Genomic DNA, 20,938 nt, shown 5'->3' on the forward strand with positions numbered 1-20,938 from the left:
ATAAGCGCAGCGCATCAGGCACATCACATCGCAGCACCATCGGGTGCAAAGCAATATCCAAAACCTCCATAACACAAGCCTTCCTGCGGCATATGCGGTAAACCCCCCAATCTGAATTTTCTGTATTACCTCCCGAAAATATCAGGATCGCCTGCGACAGTTACGTGTACCTTTATCTATTAGTAAGGGTCTATCCGGAGAATAAAGTGTTCGGAAAAATGGTATTAAACTACATGCCGGGGCTAAAAAATTTATTAGCGTACGATAAAAGCTGGCTAAAACATGATGTTAAAGCCGGGTTATCCGTTGCTGCCGTAGCACTACCGGTTGCGATTGCTTACGCTGAGTTAGCGGGAGTCGGGGCTATCGTCGGGTTATATTCCTGCGTTTTGCCAATGCTAGCTTATGCGCTGTTTGGTACTTCCCGCCAATTGATTGTTGGTCCTGATGCCACGACCTGCGCGGTAATTGCAGCCGTTGTAGTTCCTCTTTCTGCCGGAAACCCAGAACTTCACTGGCAGTTAACAATTGTCATGACTGTGATGATGGGGGGATGGTGCCTGCTTGCCAGTAAATTTCGCCTGGGGGCGCTTGCTGACCTGCTTTCTCATCCCATTCTAACGGGTCTGCTTAACGGCGTTGCCGTGACGATTATTGTCGGGCAACTCGGTAAGGTATTGGGGATTACGCTTGATGAAGAGCAAGTTATTGAGAAGATCATTGCCCTGCCTGGTCGACTCTCAGAAATTCATTTATTAACCTTAGGGATCGCCATCCTAACGTTAGCGATTTTAATAGCTATCAAGACGTTTCGTAGCCAATGGCCAGCACCGTTGATTGCTATTGTGATAACAACGGCGCTGGTATGGATTACATCTGCGCAGCAGTATGGGATTGCCACTATTGGGGGATCGGGCTTTCAGTCTGGTTTGCCCGTCGTTCACTGGGGATCGTTTCAGCCTGGTCTGGCGCGTGATTTATTGATCCCTGCGCTGAACCTGGCGTTAGTCAGTTTTGTTAGCCTGATGCTCACCGCTCGCAGTTTTGCCGCGAAAAACGGATACGAAATAAATGCTGATGCTGAGTTCAGGGCTTTGGGGGTCGCGAATCTAATGTCTGGCTTATCTCAGGGGTTTGCGATTAGCGGAGCCGATTCCCGGACTGCGGTAAATGATTCCTCTGGAGGGAAAAGCCAGCTTGTTTCCGTTGTTGCTGCCTTAATCATCGGAATCGTCGTGGTATTTTTCACGCAGCCATTACAATTTATTCCGGTATCTGCATTAGGCATTGTTCTAATTTATGCATCGTGGTCATTAATTGATTTACGCGGACTCTGGAACCTGAGGCGAAGAAATAAACCCGCATTTCGCCTGGCGTTTTTCACCTTTGGCTGTGTTCTGATTATTGGTGTTATTCAGGGAATTGGCCTTGCGGTATTGCTAGGTCTGTTGCAGTTCCTGCGCACAGTTTTTCGTCCCACTGAACACTTATTGGGAATTGACGAAAATGGGATGATTCACTCATTAGGTAATTCAACTGATGTGAAAATGATCCCTGGCGTGTTGATGTACCGATTTAACTCACCGCTGACCTATTTTAATGTGGCCTATTTTAAGCGCCGTGTTTTGAATTTAGTCGATGGTGCTGCGCTACAACCGAAATGGGTGGTCATTGACGCCGTTTCTTGCTTTACCTATTCAGATATCAGCGTCCTGGCAACCATTAATGAGTTAAAACGGGACCTGAAGGGGCGGCAGATTAAGTTAATTCTTGCGGGCCGGAAAACGGAGTTAACACGCTGGTTTAAGGAGAGTCGACCGACAATGAAAGACGACGACATGATTCTGGCACCAGACCTTTATTTGGCGCTCCGGTTCATTCAAAGCAAAGAAAGCATGAGTGAGGATGAATCTGGCGTTGTTGAATAAAGCAGATTTAGGTAAATGATCAGGCTGGATGGAAGGTGCCTGTGGCGATGAACATGCCCAGGCACCCATTTGCTAAAGGGCGATCAGCATCCGCGCGGGGACGGTGAGATCCCCGGCAGAGCATTGATACCGACATGCTACCTGAAATATAGACAGCGTGACTGTTGTTAACCTTACGCTATGAATGCGACAAATCGCTTAAATGCTTTCCTTCCCATTGCTGGCTTCGAGCTCGCGGATCAAGCGCTTGTTGATCTTGCCGACGCTGGTTTTGGGAATTTCTGGGACTATCCTTATCTGTCGTGGGATCGCCCATTTAGTGATGTGGCCGCGGTCGACGAATCCTTGTAGATGTGCCGCTATGGCCTGCGGCTCCAGGTCTTCCCCTTCCTTGCAAACCACCAGAGCCAGGGGGCGTTCGCCCCACTGTTCATCAGGTATCCCGACGACGGCTACCGACCTGACAGCCGCGTGTGAGCTGATGAGGCTCTCCAGCTCCAGCGTGCTTATCCACTCACCGCCCGTCTTGATTACGTCTTTGATGCGATCCTTTATTTCCACTATCCCACGGGGATCGATAGAGGCAATGTCGCCGGTATGCAGCCAACTGCCATTCCATAGCTCAGCTCCTTTCTCGGGTTCCTTCAGGTAGCCCTGAGTCAGCCAAGGGGCTCGCACCACTATTTCACCCAGGGTTTCGCCGTCGTGCACTACCTCCCGACCTTCGCCATCGACGATACGCAGATCCACCAACGGAACAGGCAGGCCGGTCCGAATCCGCAGGGGTAGCTGCTCATCCATGGGAAGGGCCAGCTCGGCATCGCTTAAGTGGGTCATACAGAGCAGGGGACAGGTCTCAGACATGCCATAGCCGGCGTGAATGCGTATGCCCTTATGGTGGGCCTGTGTTGCCAGTCCAAGGGACAGTGAACTGCCACCCAGCAACATCTTCCATCCCGACAGGTCGGTCTGTGTGGCTTCGTCGCACTCAAGGATCATCTGCAAAATGGTTGGCACACAGTGCGAGAAGGTTACACCCTCATCGCGATAGAACCGCACCAGCTTGTTGGGTTCGTAACGACCGGGGTATACCTGCTTCACACCCAGCATTGTTGCGACATAGGGAGCGCCCCAGGCGTGCACGTGAAACATAGGAGTGATCGGCATGTAGACATCGTTCGATCGTAGCAGCGACTGTCCCTCGTGGGCTGCCAGGAGGCCCAGTTCATTGAGCGTGTGCAGGACCAGCTGACGATGGCTGAAGTAGACCCCCTTGGGGTTGCCCGTGGTTCCAGTGGTGTAGAACAAGGTCGCTATCGAGTTTTCATCGAAGTCGGGGAAGTCAAAGCGATCTCCCGCTGCGGCCTGAAGGGTCTCATATTCCCCCAGCACCGGCAGGCTGGTTGCCGTCGATTCTTCGTCGCTAAGCTGGATGTATCCCCGGACAGTGGTTAGCGTTTCTGCCAGTGACTCGACAACCGGCAAGAAGTCGTCGTGCACCAGTACCAGGTTGTCCTCGGCATGATTCATGGTGTAAGCGATTTGGTCCGCCGAGAAGCGGACGTTCACCGTGTGTAGCACGGCACCAATCATAGGCACCGCAAAGAAGCACTCGAGGGCGCGATGGCTGTCCCAATCTAAGAGGGCGACGGTGTCTCCAGGCATGACACCGGCCGCTGTCAGCATGTTTGCCAGGCGATGGATACGCTGTTTGAGGGTGCGATAGTCGTAACGCGACTTGTCGGCGTAGACGATTTCTCGCTCGGGATGAGAACGCCCACCCGACAGCAGCAAGCTCTTGATCAGCAGCGGATAGGTATGGGCTCCCTGCGCTGACTGTATGACTCTTGTTTTCACCATCCAGGTTCCTCGTTGACTCATTATTTGCTCGGTATGATGGCAATTGTAGATGAAGGTTGGTATTTACTCCCTGGCGTTTGCTTCAGATGTCGAGGCGGCGCACCAACTCCAGCCCCTGGGGATGAATGTGCGTACCCTGCAACGCCATCTGGAAGAGGGTGGTGCGACCTTCAGCGAGCTTATCAATGAAATGCGGCGCGACCTGGCGCTCCCGCAACAGTATTGTGCCCAAGGTTGTTCAGATAAATTACTCAAATCTGGCCTACGGTTAAGCACGCCAGAAAAAGAGGTGTGTCTGATACCGCTATATTTTTTGCCGTACTATGGTGGTTCCAGTGAAGGTTTAAGTGTCGTGATGAGGTGGGGTAGGAGTTGCTGTGGTCAGAAAGATAAGAAATCTCGCGGAGCCCAGAAAGCAAAAAACCCGCCATAGGCGGGTTCTTCTAAATAGTGGTGCCGGACTCGGAATCGAAAATTTCTTTTATAATATTGATATTAATATAATTTATTTGGTTTGATTAAAAATGTACCCTCAATTATACCCGCAGTCCCTTTTGATATCGAAAGGGAATCACACTCGGGATCAGGCTGAGAGCACAGAAGGAAAGTACCTGGCTATTATATCGTTAATTCTGTCAATCAGTTCCAGCCTTTTGAAAGTGATGTGTGCAGATCCCTTCTTAAAGTATTTAATGATGAACATCTCGTCTTCATAGCGCTCTTTACCCTGAACGGACTGGATGTGACCATCCAGACGAATAGTGATGTTTTCCCGGTTGTCGGGGATCGGTTTGCCGCTGAACAGGTGTAGCATTCTTTCCAGATCGGCAAGTCGATCGGCCTGTTGCCCGCTGTTCAGATGAAGCCCCCACCGGTCCCACCTCACCAGATTGTTGACGATAATTTTACTGCCAAATTTACAGGGTGAGTTGGTTTTGTAATCCCAGCTCAGTCCCCTGAAGACGTTGATCACCCCTCGCTCAAACACCTCATCCTTATTCTGGTGCAGTTGTTCGAATGTACTCAGGATATTCGCTTCACTGATTTCCGGAAAATTATCATATTCCAGTGATCGGTACCATGTGTCCCGGGCCTGCGCATCCATCAGACTCAGCATCCCGGAACGTTGCATCAGGTCACGCCAGATTTCTCGATCGAGATTGCGGGTGATGGCTTTCATTGCTGCTTCCGGTTTTTCCATCAGCCAGCAGCCACAGCGAAAATTCTGTTTCATCGCCCAGTCCAGGGCGGTTTTGCCGCCAATGCCTGCTGTCAGCACTGAGATTTCTGCCAGTTGCCGGATAAGCGTTTCGGTTTGTTGCAGTGCTGCATTCCGTACCGTCACAACGTGTTGGATACTGGTGGAGCAGATAACGTCCGTATGCCCGGTGACCACTTCCGGACGGGAGATTGTGATGTCTGACATTATCGGTTTTCCTTTTGGTTTATAAACGAAAACGCCAGCTGTATTCAGGCTGGCGTCAGGGGAATGAAGTATGGTGAGTGATATTCACCGGTTCTGGTGCAGAAGCTGCAGATGACGAAGAGCACGGACATCCTTCCGGGCCTGTTCGATGCAGGGCAACAGTGCTGCTGAATCCGTTCTATCCTCATCGTTGTCAAAGATAATTCCCGATTCGCAGTCGATATTGTCCTGTAGCCACGCAATCAGAATATCCAGTGCGGTTTCCGTGGTTAATGATTTCATGTTGTTCCTGGTTACCAATCGAAAGTGGGCTGGTCCGGCAGACATTCAGCGCTGGCATCCAGATGAATGAGACTGACGCCATAACGTTGGATGAGTGTGACAACCAGACGACGGAACGTTTTTGACAACCCCAGGCGTTTAAGCCGCAGAACCGGATATGACCACGCATCGGTACGTAACAGATATCCGCTACCTGTGAAATGAATCCATTCTGATTCACCGAAGTCACTGGTCTGGTGTGACAGCGAGTACAGCCAGGCGTTATCCTTTTCCGTGATATGTGCGGTACTGCAGCGTATGCCGGCAAGGGTTGCAAACGGTGGTAGTGTGCAGGTTGACTGTTGGTCGGATTCCTCCACCACGCGGAGTGAATAACCGTTTTCAGCGACCTTGTTAATCAGTTCAGTGAGATTAACACCATCGACATCAACGACAATTCGCCCCATGTTCAGTGCCTGCACATTAATGCTGTCGGCTTCCAACGTCAGGGCCAGTTTCATTGTTTCGCCTCCGGATGCTTCCCCTGGGTAATGTTATTTACCGTTCTGTAGTTATCGCGGGTCATCAGGCCGGTTGCCCTGCGAGCCCGGAGAATATCAATACTGTTTATTAACTGAGAGCGGGTACAGGCGCTGAATCCCGGCTGGTCGGTACGTACCAGTGCGTATTTTTCAACGAGAAAGTTCACCGCATCACACAGTGAAATGCCAGCTTCAATATGCTGCTCAATCACACGTTCATCGGCGAACGGTGTGTCATTCAGCGTAAGGCCGTAATGCTGGTCCAGCAACCGGGACAGCAGTGTCTGCCAGATGGTGACGGGAGACGGGCAGCGCGATGCCTCCCGTACGTGTGTGTCGGGTAATGTTTTCATACTGAAGATTTTCCTGATATGCAGAGATGAAAAATGGAAAAGTGGCGTGGTGAAAACACCAGGCCGGAGCAGAAGATTATTCTGATGATTTACTTTTTCGTTTCGGGCGTCGGATAAACAGCCAGATAAACGTAACCACAGGAGCCGAAGGTGTCGGCTTCGCAGGTTAAATCGTTGTGGTACAGGGTAACGCAGTGGGCATGGTGGGGGCTGAGTTCACCGGTGGTCAGCATCGATTCCATCTGGCGGATAAAGTGCGGGAATGTTTCATCCAGCTTCCGGCATTCGATGTCACTGAACTTGCCGGTGATGCTGGCCCGGTCAGCCAGATAATGCAGTCGGTTGCCTTCCTGCACCAGACGGGCTCCCAGGCGCAGTGTAATCTCCCGCTGCAGGCCCCTGGTAGGGTTGCTCATTACAGTTCTCCACTATTGTCAGTTCAGGGTGATGCTCATCAGGCAGGTATAGGGCCCATTGCGGTCCTGGCGGCGTTCGGCGTATACCGCGAGGACTCCGGCGATATCCGGAACGTCCCTGCCGGTGTAATGACAGACGCTACCGTGCCACTGGTATTTGCCGGTGCAGTAGCGAAAGATTCGGGACTCAGGATGCTGGCGGTATATCGTCATTGCCCTGCGTTTACTGATAATTTTCATGTAATACCTCAAAGCAGACCGTGTTCTGCGAACGAATAGATTTGCCTGCCACCGACAATCAGATGGTCAGGGACACGGATATCCACCAGCTGAAGCACCTGAACCAGTCGCTGCGTGAGGGTTTTGTCGGCCTGGCTAGGTGTCGTCTCGCCGGAAGGATGGTTATGCGCGAGTATCACCGCCGCCGCGTTGAAGTGCAGAGCACGTTTGACCACCTCCCGGGGATGCACCTCGGTGCGGTTAATCGTGCCGGTGAAGAGCGTTTCATGGGCAATCAACTGATTCTGGTTGTCCAGATACAACACCCGGAACTCTTCCCGCTCAAGCGCGGCCATATGCAGTCGCAGCCATTCACGTACGGCGTGGGTAGAGGTGAAGGCTACGCCGGGCTCATGCAGATGTCTGTCCAGAACCCTGAGTGCCCGCTGGATGAGACACCGGTCCTGTGGCGTTATCTCGCCGGGTAAAAAGGAAAGCTGTTTCATTCGTTGTTCCTCCGGTCAGTCAATGATGCGCAGAATGGCGTGGGCTTCTGGATGCTGCAGGGCGTAGTCCCGCAGACGGTAATAGTGCGCGGTCATCGCGTCACACTCTGTACGGCAGGCGTGATGGCTGTATTCAATCAGGCAGACGGCAATACCTGCGGCTTCTGCGCTCATTTCCACGCCATTACCGTTCAAGTTATTGAACAGACTCCATGTCTCATTGCGGTCAGCATCGGGTGCCATAAAGGCCCCGCCGTTGCTCAGCGTGTAAAACTGCCAGATGCCACCGCTGTAATCCGCGCAGAAGCGGTTCATCCAGGCGAAGATGCGGGGCTCCAGGGTTATCCACTGCGGAATAGTGCCGAAGTGCTGCGGCCAGAAGCTGATACGCATTCCATCGGGCATCACAGTGGCATGAAGTAATTTATCTCCGGTCGGCTCTTTCTGGCTGTGATTATGATGATCATTGTGTTTTGACGTTGTGTCGTTATACATAGTGATTTTCCTTTCGGTTATTACAGCCGCAGATATGCCGCAGGCGGGTTTCCTGTCAGGGCTTACAATGCGGTATATGAGAAATTCCCGCGAACGGGATATGGATTTGGAGAGAATGGAGAGAATGGAGAGCGTAAAGTCAGGCTATCTGGCCCAAGTACCGGTGTGTTTTTTGCCTGCAGCTGACTGAACAGAACGAGCATGTTCTCCGTCATCAACCACAGTGCACTATTGAGCTTCACATCCCCGTCGATACGCCAGCGTGACGTTACGATAAAGTGTTTATCCACCGACAAGGGGCGATCATCGGCTCGTACTGCTTAGGGTGTGAGGTATCGAAGTCAGCAATTGCTCAAAGGCCTGAGAGCAGCCAGACTTTTGCATACGGAGATCTCTGCGTGAAAAATAAAAAACCTCGCAACCAATAATGGATGCGAGGGATTCACAGAGATAATATCTATATGAAATAATTTATAATTCAAGCAGATAACTTAAAGCTGTAGTTGCGTCAATTATAAATTTCAGATCGTGGGTGACTGGCAGCCATGTGCCAGAAGCGGACACTGTTCACAATATCGAGTTAATCATTGGATATGTTGATCGCTCCCATTGAAAAATTTCACATTATCCAATATATCAATGTTGAGGCTTCCCTCTTACACCTCTAAAGGATAACTATCATGGGTCTTAAACCTGGTCCAAAACCAATTGCTAAATCGACAGGAAAACCGGATCAACGTCGACGTGATAATAAAGATACACCTGGTAATACCCCGGGACTAAAGCCTAGTAAATCTACAGGGAAATAAAAAATTCAGGGTATATATGTCTTATTTATACCCTGATTACATATCCAGATTACTAAAGATGTTTCTGCAACCAGATGCGCGTACCTTCTGTTTCATACGCCTTTGCACCATACCCTTTCGCAAGAAGGGACCCTGGTAAATACTCGTCATATTTATCTAAGTACTTTTCTGGAACATCTGTGGCAAGATCAAATGCAGATGGCAAGCCTGACAACAGCATTTCTTTGAGCGCGTGCTGAACGGAAGCTACACTGGAGTTATCGATTTCTATAACGCCAGCAAATGAATTTGCTTTAAAACCACAACGTATGAGCAAGGCTGTAATCGTATTGACAACTTTATCCCCCATCCAGGGTATTACGTAACAGTGTTGTCCACTCGTAATAAAACACTCATTTTGAAGTTTAAAACGCTGAAAGTTACTACAGCCTTCCGCAAATAGGTTTCTGGCGGCAGTATCGGCATAATCTACTTTCTTGCTACCTATTGCTATGCGGTAATCACCTTCCCTATAGATAGCGAGCATTTCCTGACGAACGGCATCATGAACAGACATACCTCCCCCACTAAATTGTGGTGGCTGACCGCCTTTGGTTGCCTCTACATAGATAACTTTTTTCTCTGTCTCGATCTCTGTCACTTTCCAGCGCCGCCCACCGAAGATGATGTGTTGGTCTGGTAGCAGTGGGGAGTCCACAGGCACTGTTCCAAGGGTTCTGTTTCCGGTGACAATGCGGAACTCTTCTGGTGTATTGAACACGGCATAAAAAGTGTAATGGTTAGTCAGTTTCTCCCCCTCTGCCCCAACAACCATTTCACCGCTAGCAAGTTGAGTGAGCAGGCCACATGCTCCCATATGTTTAAGCAGGCTTTTGAAATCGTTTAAATCTACATTTCTGAACGGCCCTGTCTGGCATAGTTGTGACCAGAGCTGGTCGGCACGAACTCCACCCCATTGTGCGGTAATTGCAAGAATTTGGTGTAGCAGCGTGGAGTAATGCATCTGCCGGGAATCGGCAGGCTCAAACCATTGTTTAGAGATCATCAACCTGATCATTGCCATCGACTGCACCAACTGGAGTCGTAGGTGATCAACGATACTGCTACTCACAGTAAGCTCATTTTCTGTAATTAGCATTCTGAGTACTGACGGGGAATCGCGACGCCCAGAACGCCCCATACGCTGGCGCAAACTGGAAACAGAATGCGGAGGCGTAACTTGGATAACCGACTTAACCTTACCGATATCAATTCCCAACTCAAGCGTCATTGTACAAACAGCTGTTGTGGGCAAATTTCCTTTCTGAAGACGAGATTCAAGCGCCTCACGTAATTCCTTGGCAAGGGAACCATGGTGGGGGAAAAATTCATTCGGAACAATTTGTTCCTCACACATGTCGCTCAGCGTTGCCGCAATGCTTTCAGTGCGTTTTCGGCTGTTTGCAAAGACCAAATGAGAATCGCCACGGCAAAGTCTAAAAATGTCAGCGCAAACGTCATGTTCAGCTGAACTCTGAAGTTCTTCCTCTTTTTGGATCACTCGCTCCAGGTACCCTTTGACCTGTACCTGAAGAGTGGCCGTGCTATTACTATCTGTAACAGTTACGCAGGGGAGTCGTTTGTCCGGGCGCAACATTTCGGGCACTTTCTCCAGTTCCCCCAGCGTGGCACTCAACGCAACGCGGGGAATTGGATTTACCTGGCATCCTAGCACATGGTCAATTCTATTGAGCAGAGAAAGCAGCTGTACACCACGCTCTGAGCCAATAAAAGCATGAAACTCATCAATAACGATGTATGCGACTGAAGAAAACGCCTGTTTGAGCCAGCCCATTGAATTTATGAGCAAAGACTCAAGTGACTCAGGTGTAATCAGTAAAATGCCAGCAGGGTTCGTCCGAGCCTTCTTCTTTTTGCTTTGTGGTACATCCCCGTGCCAGGGAGTCACTGGCATTTCCAATGCATCTCCAAGGCTCCCAAGACGACGGTACTGATCGTTAATCAATGCCTTCAACGGACTGATATAGACGATGCCAAATCCATTCGTGAGATCTGCAACTGCCGAACAGGCAGGAAGAAAGAAAGCCTCTGTTTTACCCGCTGCTGTACCTGCACTGATTAGCACGTCTCGATCACGGGCTAAAATTGCCGGGATAGAACTCTCCTGCAAGGGCCTTAATGTCGACCACCCCTGCTTGTAAACCCACTTACGGACGCGGGGATCGAGGCTATCGTAGGCACTGCTCATAGTTTGAAGTTCGCCAGTCCGTCGTCGTCATCGCTTTCCTCCGTAGTGGTGTCATCCATATCGCTGGGCCGGTCCTCTTCAATCGCCACACCCTCGATTAGTGTTTGCCAGTTCATCGTTCTGTTTTGTTCCAGCACGGCCAGCATGTCCAGGAAACCTTTTATGGTATTACGGGGGGTACGGAAGTAAGCGTCTCCAATGGTTTTACTACAGTGATGCAGGAATCCAGTCAGTGCCTCATCTGGTACCAGATAATTCTCTGGATCTCCACCTGCATAAACATGACGAAGATTTCTCAGCAAAATATACAGTTCCTCAGGGGTGAGGCTGGCAAGATGCAAAGTGGGGGATGAGTAGTCAATCACTCCTGCTTTTTGCGCGAACCGGTTTTCCGCCAGACGCGACTGGAGCGCCTCATAGCTGTAAAGACCTTTACGCGGATCGAAAAGAAACTCTGGCGTACCCCCGAGGATAAAACCAATGTTCTCGGCTGAGCCTTGCAGGCAGTCATTCAGGATCCGCAAAATCTGTTCGTAGTTCGCTGTTCTTGCTTGCGTATTATTCAGCTTAAAGAGGTTCACCATTTCGTCGAGGCTGACCAAAAGACCGGCATAGCCTGCCTGGCGGACAAAAAGGCTCATCAGCTTCAAAGAATCATAGAATGATGCGTCTGAGATAATAGTCCGAACGTCGAGATCGTTACGGGCATCAGTTTTGGTGGTGTACTCTCCCCGCAACCAGCGAATAGCATTGGATTTTAGCGTTTCGTTATCCTGCTCATGCCCGCGCCAGAATGCATCAATGACCTTCGCAAAGTCATATCCACCCACCATATCTGACAGAGCTGCCAGGCGTTTATGAATAACTGATGAAACCTCGGAGCCGTCCGTGTCCGCTTCCTTTCTGGCCTCCGTAACGAATCTTTCAACAACGCTAAGTAACGCATTACCATCTGGCTTGTTTCTGGTGGACATGTTTTTCATAAGCTCAGAATAGAGATTACGAGCCTGACCTCCCGATGAGTGAATGCGTCTGTCAGGAGAAAGGTCTGCACTGACTGACACCAGCTTCTTCTCTAGCGCAATAGAGCGCACAACACTCAGAAAGAACGTTTTACCAGAACCATATTCACCGATGATAAGTCTGAAGCTTGCACCACCGTCAGCAGTCCTCTCAATATCCTGGTGGAGAGCGGTGATCTCATTCACGCGGCCAACCTGGATATGCTGAATGCCTATCCTTGGCGTTACACCTGACTTAAGTGACTGAATAATAGCGTCACGTTCTTTCACTCTTATACGTGTTACAGACATTCACTATCCCTCTAATTCTTTGGCAATTTCCAGGTCAACCCAGATATCATCATCGGCATCGTCCAGTACTGGAGCATCAACCACCGCATAGGACCAGTCATTGATCACCTCAAGCGCACCGCCGAGCATCAAATTCAAATTTCCGCACAATTCTGTCGCCTCTTTTCGGGACCACTGTTCTTTCTCCAGCAAACTGCGATAAAGCTGGCTATGTGCGGAGTCAAGCCCCCCCGCCTCCGTTGATGAGGCTGGAGCGCTTTCTGGCTCTTCCGGTTCTTCTTCGGTGAAAATTGTGTTCAGCAATTTACGAACATCATCCGTGGCAGATTCGTGGCGGGCAAGTACATTAGCATCCAGTGTGAACCCTGCTGCTGGCTGATCAGTTGGTACAGACGAGACGAGATCATGTTCAGTTGCGGAATGCTGATGGATATTGCTCGAGACAGATGAGGGATCCAGCCCCAAACTTGAATAAATCTTCTCAAGCTGTTTGATTTCGGCAGGCGCTATTGTCCCATCCGAACAGGCAACACTAACGATAACCTTACCCACAGCAGCTTTTTCTGCGGCCCCCATCAACTCAATCCTACTTTTCATTCCTGTCATATTAGCTGGGGTATGAAGTTGCCACGTTAAATACGCATGTAGAGAGCGTTTTTCATCATCGGTGAAGCCAGGATTGTTGTTGATGGCATTCTCAAGCACTTTCTGTTCAGCTTGATCAAGAGAATCGTCAATCAAGGCGACCATCGCCCCTAATCTGAGCGTCATTACGGCTGAGATAAATTCAAGAGAAGGTGAGAAGCGTCCACCTTCGGCGGCAGGAAATAGAACAAGTGTCCCATCAACATCCGCCTTCACATGGTGATAATACGGGTCAGGTGCCAGACCGTAACCCATTTTCAGAGCAAAGGTCTGCATCAAATCGGCCTCTTTTTTATTGATCTTATTGGGGCAACTGGCATTCATATGTGCCCAAAAGTCAGCAACTGAGACTAACCCCTCCTTGACGAGGATCGCCTCATCAGCCCAGCGTTTGAATGAGCTTAATATTTTTTCTGCGCTTTCATTAACGATCTCTGAAGGGAGCAGCATAATTGCAGCCGTATCATTGACTGACGTACCTTTCCTACCAAGGTAGCGACTATAAGCATCAAGTTCATCTGTACATATATCGGCAAGAGCCATAATTTTCTGGACAGGGCTCTTCAACGCACTTGGATCAGGCAGGTCGGGAACAGGAAGTCGAACACCTCGCAAACTAGGACTTGCTGGTGTGTAATCTAACCTTAGGCGCGTTTTATTCGCCTTAACGACCATCCCTTCACCATATTTGAGGGTGTAACGCCGTTTGAAAAGCGCAGCAAACTCTTTAGCACAGCGGCGAGCCGGGGTACGCAGCGAATACTCGGTGTGGTTTATTACCCAGTTCAACGCCAGTTCAGCTGATACAGCAACTCCTTCATGTACAGTTTTTGCCAGAGCCAGCTTAAATTGCATGCTGTTGCTGAAACCTGAATTGCTATCGAGCTCAGTGGCTAAGCCCATGTTCGGGCGCAGAATAGACATGGCTTCGAGTAATTGGGTCGAATATCCACGGAAGGAGCGGTTCTCAATGAATACCGATCTTAACCGAGCGACTTCATTGAACAGATTACGGAACTCAGCATCAGGGAATTTTGGATCAGTGGAATCTACGAGCGCTTTTCTTTCCAGGCCGTAGAGGTAGATAAAAACATAGCCGATAGGACACAATGGATCAGACCTATCGCTGGCAAGCCAACTGACATACGCACCGCGGGCTTCTGGGGAAAGAGAGGAAAAACTGGGCCAATATCCTAATGAACTGTCCTCGTAAAGATAAGAAGTAGGTTTTATCTTACATGTGTCATCAATTAATGATGCCTCACTTCCATCGTCATAATAGCCGCCTGATTCCTGACCGGAGGGCTTCATACGTTGCCCCACGTAAATGTGGCCACCGCTAATTGCTACACCAGCTACAGTTATCATCTCACCCGGAAGTACCCATCGAGCTAGTGCACCTGCTGACTTTGAGGTGTTCCGGTAATGATTGGTTGTCACCCGAAGTTCAACAGCCCGGCCACCGCTCAATGTAAAAGTTGCAAGGTTATCGTCTTCAATATCATCGTTTCGCACAACAGCCTCTTTTTTCTTGATGTCAGCGAGCCATTCTTTTGGCGGTGCTTTCACGGGGTCTGAAGCATAAGACTTTGGAGATTTACGTTTTTTCTTTCTAAAAAACAACAAGTAAATGACAAAAATCGCCGCCAAAAACTTCAATAACTCCATGATATATAACCTTAAAATTATTCTTCACGCATATTTACAAGCAGTGATGAAGGCAGGGCAAGTGGATTAATCTCAAAATAATACTTCTAAATTGCGAGGGTTAAAAGCAAATCACAATTAAAATTAACCCAATGATTTAAATGATAAAAATTATTTAATAATGTGTTTAACCAGCAGTGAAATTTTAAGGTGTTAAAACTTGTTAGGCTATTCGTCTCTAAATGATGTTGTACTACTGCTACGTTAACATGCGAGCAAATGTACTGCGGATGCACATCTGACCACTGTATGATGATACTTACCTATTCGCTGAGAATGTCGGCAACTTTATGGCAGGGAAGCTTTTAGAGACTATACCGTCTCGAATTTCCGTTTATCGCTCTAAGCGGACCTTGACTACGGCCCTCCACTTTTTGCCAGAAACGGACGTTCATGCAGATATTGCCGCTGTAAAAGCAACTAAATTTGCAAAGCAGGATTTGCTTAAAGCAACATAGCCACCAGAACCATGCACAACAGCATCACGTAGATTCGCGCATGCCAGACATCAGGGACGGCGGGGATCGCCCGGCGGCTAAATACTATACCCACCCAGCCAGCCACCAGGAGCAGGCCCAGAATCTTCAGGCTGATAAAACCTACAAAACCGCCTGCCGAAATTTTGTGCCAACCGCTTATCGCATAGGTCACCGCACCGCACAACGCCACCGGCAGGGAAAGCGGGTTGGCCGCGCTAATACACTCTCGCATCGTATGACCGTGTCGCCGCAACAACGGCACCGTCATTACGCTGCCACCCACGCCCAGCAATGCGGCAATCGTGCCGATTAGCATACCGCCACCGGTGACCGTCAAAAGCGACAAACGACGCGGCGCATTGCCGCTTAAGAAACCTTTGCGCAACAGACAGTCCCCAATCGTCATCAGCATATAAAAAATAAACAGCTCGCGAATCACCACCTCGCTTAATATTCCCGCCAACCACGAACCGGCCACTGCGCCCACGGCGATAAACCACAACAGCGGGAATAAGATGGGCAAAGAAAGCCTGCCCGCACGCCAGTTTTGAAAGCTGACCCAGCCCGCGTTAAAAATCATCACCGCCGTTGAAGTGGCCACGGCGATATGCATCGCATCACCTGCCAGCGGTGGCTGCCGCACCAGCAGCTGGTAAACAAAGGGCACCACTACAAAGCCGCCGCCAAAGCCAAAAAGCACTGTTGTCATGCCGGTAGTAAAACCGGCCAGTGCGATAATCATCAGATCGTTCAAAGAAATATCCCGTTGTGAAAATGAGCCAGCAGCTTATCGTGCTTGCGTCCCGCTTCCCATTTGCATGGCGCTCAATTATCCTTTCAAACCGGTCAGAAGGAGGCGGATGTGCGAAACGGAAAAATTGACGATTTTGATCAGCTGAATCGGGAGGTAGTAGCGCTAGGAAACGACTATGCGAAGGGATTTTTCCTGCCGCCACACCAGCACCGCCGCGCGCAGCTTCTGTATGGCGCAACAGGACTGATGCACGTTTCAACCCGTGACGGAGAATGGGTGGTACCGCCCCAGCATGCGGTATGGATCCCTGCCAAAACACTGCATGCCGTAAAGTTTGTGGGCGTCACTACGCGCAGCCTGTATATCGAACCCGCCTGCGCGGACAAATTACGTAACAGCAGCCGGTGCGAAGTGATCAGCGTATCGCCGCTGTTGCGGCAGCTACTGCTGGAGGCGGTGGATCTGCCGCCATGCTATGACAGCGTACGCGATCGGGCGCTGACGGATTTGATGCTGCTGGAACTGACGGCGATGCCGGTGCGCGAGTTCGATATCCCTTTGCCACAGCAGCCGGCGTTGTTGGCGCTGTGTCAGGCTTTTTTACTCGCCCCAGCCATCCACGATCCGGTCGAGCGCTGGGCCAGCGCGCTATTTATGAGCGCCAGCACCTTTCGTCGCTGTTTTCGACAGCAAACCGGCATGTCGTTTTCCGCCTGGCGCCAGCGAGCCTGTGCGGTTAGTGCGCTGGCATTGCTGATAACAGGCAAACCCGTGAATGAAGTGGCTTTGTCTCTTGGATATGAGAGTGCCTCCTCTTTCGCAACGATGTTCCGCCGCGTTACGGGGCAGCCGCCGTCATATTACCATCCTGCTTGATTTCAAAAGTTACACAGGGTTACGGGCATCGCGGCAGCTTTGTGTCAGAAGCAAACATAGCCAGTAAACTGGCACTATAACAACTGGAGACCCTATCGGAATATAGCGGCTCCATTGATGTCGAGACGAAATTAATTTCACAGGACCGGTCAGCTTGAACTGTGTGAATGCTGCGAAAGCAGGAAATTCATTTGCATTAAAGCATCCTCATTAATCCGGCTTCCCTGTCGCGGAATGTTAATAACAGCCATATCCGGTCGCTATGACCGTGCATCAACATTAGCCAATCAGATGGGCTATTTCGCCATCAAGACGATCTTCTGTCACGACCCGAACCGGATAACGGCTAAGGCACAGTCGTTAAAAGAGCCGTTGTCCCAGGCACTGCTTGCCATATCGGCTGTTGTAGAGACACCACAAACTAACTTGACGCATATTCGTCAAACTGTTCATCTGGTAATGGCTGATCAACCAGGCCTGACGGTCATGACCCATCTTTTAACCAAATTAAGTACCAGCGCTCCGAAGGTGAATTTAGCGCTATTGCCATGGCGCAGCAGTAAGGATGCCCTCCATCGTCTGGAGAATGGTGAGGCTGACATTGCGATCTCAACGTTTCCTGCGCTTCCTCCAGAATTTCATCGCCAGGAAATTGGACATGAAGGCTATGTTGTGGCCATGCGGGCCTCGCATCCTGCCGTTCAAAAATTTAACGTGGATGAGTGGTTGGCATGGCCCCATATAGTTGTTTCCGGCGAAGGGAATATACGTGGGTCTCTGGAAGAAGTATTAGCTCAACAAGGAAAAGCTCGTCATGTTGGTGCGGTTGTACCGAATTTCACCATGATCGAACCTTTGCTTAAAGCAACGGATATGATTGCTATTACGCCTATAAATTGTCTTTCTGACACCCAATCCCTGGCGATTTTCGAGCCACCTACCCCGTTGCCAGGCTTCAGTCTGCATTTAGCCTGGCACACGCGAAGAGATAGCGATTTGGTCGTGAAACATGTAATCGAAACACTACGATCCTTCTTTCAAAAAGAGGGTAACGTAACTTCTGTTCGATAGTATCTTATCGAACTTTAATCTTTCTGGCATAAGTACGAATGTCGAAAGCTATATCAGTCCCTGAAGGGCTTAGTAGCTGAGACAAGTTGATGTTTACGAAGAAAGACCAAGTTTGTCTGCTATCCTGGACTACTGACCAATATCAGATCTCCTGCAGCCCGGTTGAAGAAATCCAGGATTTTAATACCTCAACATAGCGGGTTCCCTCGTCCTTGAGTTCGTCCCGAGACAGCTGATTGGCACGGTACACGATAAATGGGGTATTCCAGGTCAGGTCACAACGGTGGGCTGTAGCGCGAATAGGAGCAAGTAGTTCTGACATGGTGAACATATTACGTCCGCCCTGGCTATAAGCGTCAGGACTATTGCCTGCGGTAACCGAGACCATTATAGGCATGCCTCGTAGCCTGCGCCCCTCCGACTCGTAGTTAATGTAGAACAATCGAGTTAGCACGGCATCAAGCCATGCCTTCAATATCGGTGGGGTAGCGTACCACTGCATAGGGTACTGCAGGACGATACGCTCCACGCCCAACAAGCGATGCACCTCGGCATCGGTGTCAATCACGCCATTGGGATAGGCCTGCTGTACATCGAAGATTTCGACCTCAGCAAGCTGGGAGGCGGCAGTGGAAAGAGCAGCGTTTGCACAGGAGCGAGTAATATCAGGATGGAAAAGTAACACAAGCGTTTTCGACATGGGAATACTCCGGCTGGTATATCCTGTTAGCTTTATCCTGTACGTGTTATTTGTCTAATGGATTATTGATATGACAGATTATTGATTGTGTGAATGTATGGCATTGAATATTATTGATGCCTTAACGCAGCCATCAGAAGCGCATGATGAGCGAAGACAACCCCGTCAAGCGACAGTCTACAAAACTCAAGGAGCTGTTACAGAAGTGAAGGATACGTGTTTTAGAGTTTAACGATAGCGAACGGGAAGTTGTGTAACTTTAAGATTATTAATTATTTTTTTGCAGTATTTTCTTGATGCTATGGTCACTATATAGTAAAACCTGCCGTTGAAGGTCACTTTACTGCAATTTTTTTGGAGATGAAGTTTCATCCCGTTACCGTCAAGGCTATTTTAGGGTATTGACGCTAAAAAAAATAAAAGCAGTCTCTTTTCTCAATCAATAGTCAATAGTCAATAGTCAATAGTCAATAGTCAATAGTCAATAGTCAATAGTCAATAGTCACATTACTTACGCTAACTCTGCTAACGCTTTCCTGGTGGCTATGGCTGAAAATATGTTTTCTGATAACTGCTCATAATTAATAACATCAGAACGATATTACCGTTTAACCATAATGTCCGCTTTTCGCTCAAAGCAGACCTTATTGACCTTGATTTCTGTCCGCTCTGTGCTGTGAGTTCAACGGGTCAAAGCTCATTCTTATAATGTAAATAATACCGGTCGGGACATTTCAGGCTATGGGTAAAAGAAAACCCCGGCAGCCAGGAGGTTGTCGGGGTTGGTTTGTGGGAGAAAAGGCGGGTATCAGTCGTTACCACACTCTCCGGGAGTGGGCAGGACCTTCGCGGCATTCGTCGAGTCAGCACTGAAAGAGCCCGCTTTGCGGTCATTGACGTAGACCTCAAACTGTCGGGCTTTGCGGATATCGCTGATGAAGTCATACCAGGCGTTATCCCCATTTCGCCAGCCTAGTCTGGACGGAATAACGTATTGCTGGTGATTCATTACCACGGTGATCGTGGTGCCGTCATCGTGCGAACTGACCATCCTGTTATCCGTCTGGGTCAGAAAAACAGAATGCTGGTAGAAACCGTTCTGGTCCGGATTTCCCGTGCAATTGATGGTAAACATTTTCCCACTGGCATCCGTCACGTTGTATTCCGTATTGCCCTGGCCATAGCCCTGCTGCCAGAGTCCAGGAACCGCAGAGGCTGTAAAACTGGTAAACAGTGAACATGCCAGTACAAACCGGCTTAGTGAACCTATTGTCATTTCTGTCTCCTTTATCGTTGTTTTTATTCGTGGTTCTCAGGGTTTGAGGGTATCAGCAGTCGACCCATCAGTTTTCCGTCATGGGAGTACTCAAAGTATTTTTCCTTCGTATACCGGTCCGTAACCTCGTGGTATTCCAGTTTGATATTGTCGGCAATACAAAGCGCATTCATCAGCGGCTGGACGGTTTTTTCCTGCATATCCACGAGGTAGTAGTAACTACCGCCCTCGCAACCATCGGGCGACTGGCGGGTGCGTAAGACCTGCAGAGTGGGGCCAGAAAGAGCAATCTGCGACCATTCTTCCCTGACATCATCCTGACGGCTGACCACATCGCTGAAGCGCGGAGGCGTGAGGTCCTTAAATTTACTGATAGCTTTGAGGTCATCACTGCTGTCATCGCAGGCGCTCAGAAACAGAGAGGTGGCAACCAGCGCCAGCAGAGGTAGTGTTTTACGTTTCATTATTTTTTCCCTGAAATCAGACGAACCACTTTGGCAAAGACATAAATTCCCACAAAAATACCCACTGGCACGCCGACGAACGGCGTCAGCGCGACACTGGCAGCACCGGCTGCGCCACCTCCCGTCAGTAGTGCGGCAACGGTTGCAAGTGTCAAGGCCGTGAGGCTGTCGGACACTCCGGTTTTGTTCAGAATGATGACGATGATAACAATGGCGATAATGGCAATAACGGGCACTGGGCTCCTCCCTGTTGCCGCGTTGATAACAACGCCTGCGCTATTCCGGTGGGCTGTCAGCCGGAACAAACGTAAGCAGTGAATGCTGGATAAAGCGAAAATGGGGTAAGGCCTGAATGAAGACCGGGTCTTCAACCAGGCGACACAGACTGTCATTGCGGCGAAAAGTCTCCTGCAAAGGCTGAATCAGATGGATTTCATCAAGTGTGAATACGGCGATATGCCCTTCGTGTTCAGCCACCAGATACCAGGTCTGCTGGTGGATGAGTAACCGGCAGGGAGCCAGGCGCTCACAGCGTCGCCCCTCCGCAATCAGCGTCACCCGCCTGCGCCCGGTAATGGCCTGAATCAGTC

Annotated in this window: 22 protein-coding genes; 4 read left to right on the forward strand and 18 right to left on the reverse strand. The window is 49.7% G+C overall.

The features are described 5' to 3' along the window. The first annotated feature begins 206 nt into the window (after window positions 1-206). Complete coding sequence (locus tag OGY18_RS17800) at window positions 207-1,928, forward strand: SulP family inorganic anion transporter (protein ID WP_286553833.1); 1,722 nt, start codon at window positions 207-209, stop codon at window positions 1,926-1,928. 198 nt (window positions 1,929-2,126) lie between these two features. Here OGY18_RS17800 and OGY18_RS17805 read toward each other — a convergent pair whose 3' ends face one another. Then, entirely contained in the window at window positions 2,127-3,788 is a 1,662-nt protein-coding gene (locus OGY18_RS17805) for a fatty acid--CoA ligase (RefSeq protein ID WP_286553835.1), read from the reverse strand. A 49-nt stretch (window positions 3,789-3,837) separates the two neighbouring features. On the opposite strand from OGY18_RS17805, the gene OGY18_RS17810 reads away from it, so the two are divergent. After that, window positions 3,838-4,221 (forward strand): helix-turn-helix transcriptional regulator, encoded by a 384-nt coding sequence (locus OGY18_RS17810; RefSeq protein ID WP_003830676.1) that lies wholly within the window; start codon window positions 3,838-3,840, stop codon window positions 4,219-4,221. Window positions 4,222-4,371: 150 nt separating this feature from the next. Here the strand turns inward: OGY18_RS17810 and OGY18_RS17815 are convergent, their stop codons facing one another. From OGY18_RS17815 to OGY18_RS17870, 12 genes are all read right to left on the reverse strand, one after another. Next, a complete protein-coding gene (locus OGY18_RS17815; RefSeq protein WP_001548928.1) occupies window positions 4,372-5,214 on the reverse strand; it encodes a DUF4942 domain-containing protein in 843 nt (280 codons plus the stop codon). Window positions 5,215-5,298: 84 nt separating this feature from the next. Beyond that, a complete protein-coding gene (locus tag OGY18_RS17820) occupies window positions 5,299-5,496 on the reverse strand; it encodes a DUF957 domain-containing protein (protein ID WP_000839269.1) in 198 nt (65 codons plus the stop codon). Between the two features lie 11 nt (window positions 5,497-5,507). Continuing rightward, window positions 5,508-5,996 carry a DUF5983 family protein gene (locus OGY18_RS17825; RefSeq protein WP_001547769.1) on the reverse strand — a complete coding sequence of 163 codons (489 nt, stop codon included), beginning with the start codon at window positions 5,994-5,996 and terminating at the stop codon, window positions 5,508-5,510. Then, the gene (locus OGY18_RS17830) at window positions 5,993-6,370 is read right to left on the reverse strand and encodes a TA system toxin CbtA family protein (protein WP_000854726.1); all 378 of its coding nucleotides are present in this window, start codon (window positions 6,368-6,370) and stop codon (window positions 5,993-5,995) included. Before OGY18_RS17830 ends, OGY18_RS17825 begins: the two co-directional genes overlap by 4 nt. A gap of 89 nt (window positions 6,371-6,459) precedes the next feature. Continuing rightward, window positions 6,460-6,786, reverse strand: coding sequence for a type IV toxin-antitoxin system antitoxin YafW (gene yafW / locus OGY18_RS17835; RefSeq protein ID WP_001548930.1), 327 nt, complete (start codon window positions 6,784-6,786; stop codon window positions 6,460-6,462). Between the two features lie 18 nt (window positions 6,787-6,804). Continuing rightward, window positions 6,805-7,026, reverse strand: a complete 222-nt coding sequence (locus OGY18_RS17840; RefSeq protein WP_000691994.1) for a DUF987 domain-containing protein — start codon at window positions 7,024-7,026, stop codon at window positions 6,805-6,807. 8 nt (window positions 7,027-7,034) lie between these two features. Continuing rightward, a complete protein-coding gene (locus OGY18_RS17845; RefSeq protein ID WP_286553840.1) occupies window positions 7,035-7,511 on the reverse strand; it encodes a JAB domain-containing protein in 477 nt (158 codons plus the stop codon). A 15-nt stretch (window positions 7,512-7,526) separates the two neighbouring features. Then, entirely contained in the window at window positions 7,527-8,006 is a 480-nt protein-coding gene (locus OGY18_RS17850) for an antirestriction protein (protein WP_015063037.1), read from the reverse strand. Window positions 8,007-8,867: 861 nt separating this feature from the next. Next, a complete protein-coding gene (locus OGY18_RS17855; RefSeq protein WP_048232739.1) occupies window positions 8,868-11,063 on the reverse strand; it encodes a DEAD/DEAH box helicase in 2,196 nt (731 codons plus the stop codon). Continuing rightward, window positions 11,060-12,376, reverse strand: a complete 1,317-nt coding sequence (locus tag OGY18_RS17860; protein ID WP_015063045.1) for an ATP-binding protein — start codon at window positions 12,374-12,376, stop codon at window positions 11,060-11,062. Before OGY18_RS17860 ends, OGY18_RS17855 begins: the two co-directional genes overlap by 4 nt. Before the next feature lie 3 nt (window positions 12,377-12,379). Then, window positions 12,380-14,689 carry a tellurite resistance TerB family protein gene (locus OGY18_RS17865; protein WP_286553847.1) on the reverse strand — a complete coding sequence of 770 codons (2,310 nt, stop codon included), beginning with the start codon at window positions 14,687-14,689 and terminating at the stop codon, window positions 12,380-12,382. Between the two features lie 483 nt (window positions 14,690-15,172). Then, on the reverse strand, window positions 15,173-15,961 hold the full coding sequence (locus OGY18_RS17870; protein ID WP_048232744.1) for a sulfite exporter TauE/SafE family protein: 789 nt from the start codon (window positions 15,959-15,961) through the stop codon (window positions 15,173-15,175). Window positions 15,962-16,069: 108 nt separating this feature from the next. Here OGY18_RS17870 and OGY18_RS17875 point away from each other — a divergent pair, with 108 nt between their 5' ends. Continuing rightward, window positions 16,070-16,837, forward strand: coding sequence for an AraC family transcriptional regulator (locus OGY18_RS17875; protein WP_286553854.1), 768 nt, complete (start codon window positions 16,070-16,072; stop codon window positions 16,835-16,837). Between the two features lie 234 nt (window positions 16,838-17,071). Further along, window positions 17,072-17,908, forward strand: coding sequence for a LysR substrate-binding domain-containing protein (locus OGY18_RS17880; protein ID WP_080347950.1), 837 nt, complete (start codon window positions 17,072-17,074; stop codon window positions 17,906-17,908). A gap of 142 nt (window positions 17,909-18,050) precedes the next feature. Here OGY18_RS17880 and OGY18_RS17885 read toward each other — a convergent pair whose 3' ends face one another. From OGY18_RS17885 to OGY18_RS17905, 5 genes are all read right to left on the reverse strand, one after another. Further along, complete coding sequence (locus tag OGY18_RS17885) at window positions 18,051-18,608, reverse strand: NAD(P)H-dependent oxidoreductase (RefSeq protein ID WP_048244759.1); 558 nt, start codon at window positions 18,606-18,608, stop codon at window positions 18,051-18,053. Window positions 18,609-19,416: 808 nt separating this feature from the next. Next, window positions 19,417-19,884 carry a YfjT/YkfB family phage-associated protein gene (locus OGY18_RS17890; protein WP_015063048.1) on the reverse strand — a complete coding sequence of 156 codons (468 nt, stop codon included), beginning with the start codon at window positions 19,882-19,884 and terminating at the stop codon, window positions 19,417-19,419. A 23-nt stretch (window positions 19,885-19,907) separates the two neighbouring features. Beyond that, window positions 19,908-20,348, reverse strand: a complete 441-nt coding sequence (locus tag OGY18_RS17895) for a YfjS/YafY family lipoprotein (protein WP_286553863.1) — start codon at window positions 20,346-20,348, stop codon at window positions 19,908-19,910. Further along, window positions 20,348-20,584: a protein YpjK gene (gene ypjK, locus OGY18_RS17900; protein WP_001144029.1), complete on the reverse strand. Its 237-nt coding sequence runs from the start codon at window positions 20,582-20,584 to the stop codon at window positions 20,348-20,350. Before ypjK ends, OGY18_RS17895 begins: the two co-directional genes overlap by 1 nt. A 40-nt stretch (window positions 20,585-20,624) precedes the next feature. After that, a partial coding sequence (locus tag OGY18_RS17905; RefSeq protein ID WP_286553867.1) for a WYL domain-containing protein occupies window positions 20,625-20,938 on the reverse strand: 314 nt, incomplete at its 5' end.

This window comes from Citrobacter sp. Cpo142, from assembly GCF_030332425.1.
GTDB lineage: Bacteria > Pseudomonadota > Gammaproteobacteria > Enterobacterales > Enterobacteriaceae > Citrobacter > Citrobacter portucalensis.

Bases quoted from the DNA above. Each gene is read 5' to 3' on its own strand.
- OGY18_RS17860 (WP_015063045.1), bottom strand. From the start codon at position 12,376: ATGTCTGTAACACGTATAAGAGTGAAAGAACGTGACGCTATTATTCAG.
- OGY18_RS17815 (WP_001548928.1), bottom strand. From the start codon at position 5,214: ATGTCAGACATCACAATCTCCCGTCCGGAAGTGGTCACCGGGCATACG.
- OGY18_RS17885 (WP_048244759.1), bottom strand. From the start codon at position 18,608: ATGTCGAAAACGCTTGTGTTACTTTTCCATCCTGATATTACTCGCTCC.
- OGY18_RS17880 (WP_080347950.1), top strand. From the start codon at position 17,072: ATGTTAATAACAGCCATATCCGGTCGCTATGACCGTGCATCAACATTA.
- yafW (WP_001548930.1), bottom strand. From the start codon at position 6,786: ATGAGCAACCCTACCAGGGGCCTGCAGCGGGAGATTACACTGCGCCTG.
- OGY18_RS17865 (WP_286553847.1), bottom strand. From the start codon at position 14,689: ATGGAGTTATTGAAGTTTTTGGCGGCGATTTTTGTCATTTACTTGTTG.
- OGY18_RS17845 (WP_286553840.1), bottom strand. From the start codon at position 7,511: ATGAAACAGCTTTCCTTTTTACCCGGCGAGATAACGCCACAGGACCGG.
- OGY18_RS17820 (WP_000839269.1), bottom strand. From the start codon at position 5,496: ATGAAATCATTAACCACGGAAACCGCACTGGATATTCTGATTGCGTGG.
- OGY18_RS17805 (WP_286553835.1), bottom strand. From the start codon at position 3,788: ATGGTGAAAACAAGAGTCATACAGTCAGCGCAGGGAGCCCATACCTAT.
- OGY18_RS17855 (WP_048232739.1), bottom strand. From the start codon at position 11,063: ATGAGCAGTGCCTACGATAGCCTCGATCCCCGCGTCCGTAAGTGGGTT.
- OGY18_RS17810 (WP_003830676.1), top strand. From the start codon at position 3,838: ATGAAGGTTGGTATTTACTCCCTGGCGTTTGCTTCAGATGTCGAGGCG.
- OGY18_RS17895 (WP_286553863.1), bottom strand. From the start codon at position 20,348: ATGAAACGTAAAACACTACCTCTGCTGGCGCTGGTTGCCACCTCTCTG.
- OGY18_RS17850 (WP_015063037.1), bottom strand. From the start codon at position 8,006: ATGTATAACGACACAACGTCAAAACACAATGATCATCATAATCACAGC.
- OGY18_RS17830 (WP_000854726.1), bottom strand. From the start codon at position 6,370: ATGAAAACATTACCCGACACACACGTACGGGAGGCATCGCGCTGCCCG.
- OGY18_RS17825 (WP_001547769.1), bottom strand. From the start codon at position 5,996: ATGAAACTGGCCCTGACGTTGGAAGCCGACAGCATTAATGTGCAGGCA.
- OGY18_RS17890 (WP_015063048.1), bottom strand. From the start codon at position 19,884: ATGACAATAGGTTCACTAAGCCGGTTTGTACTGGCATGTTCACTGTTT.
- OGY18_RS17840 (WP_000691994.1), bottom strand. From the start codon at position 7,026: ATGAAAATTATCAGTAAACGCAGGGCAATGACGATATACCGCCAGCAT.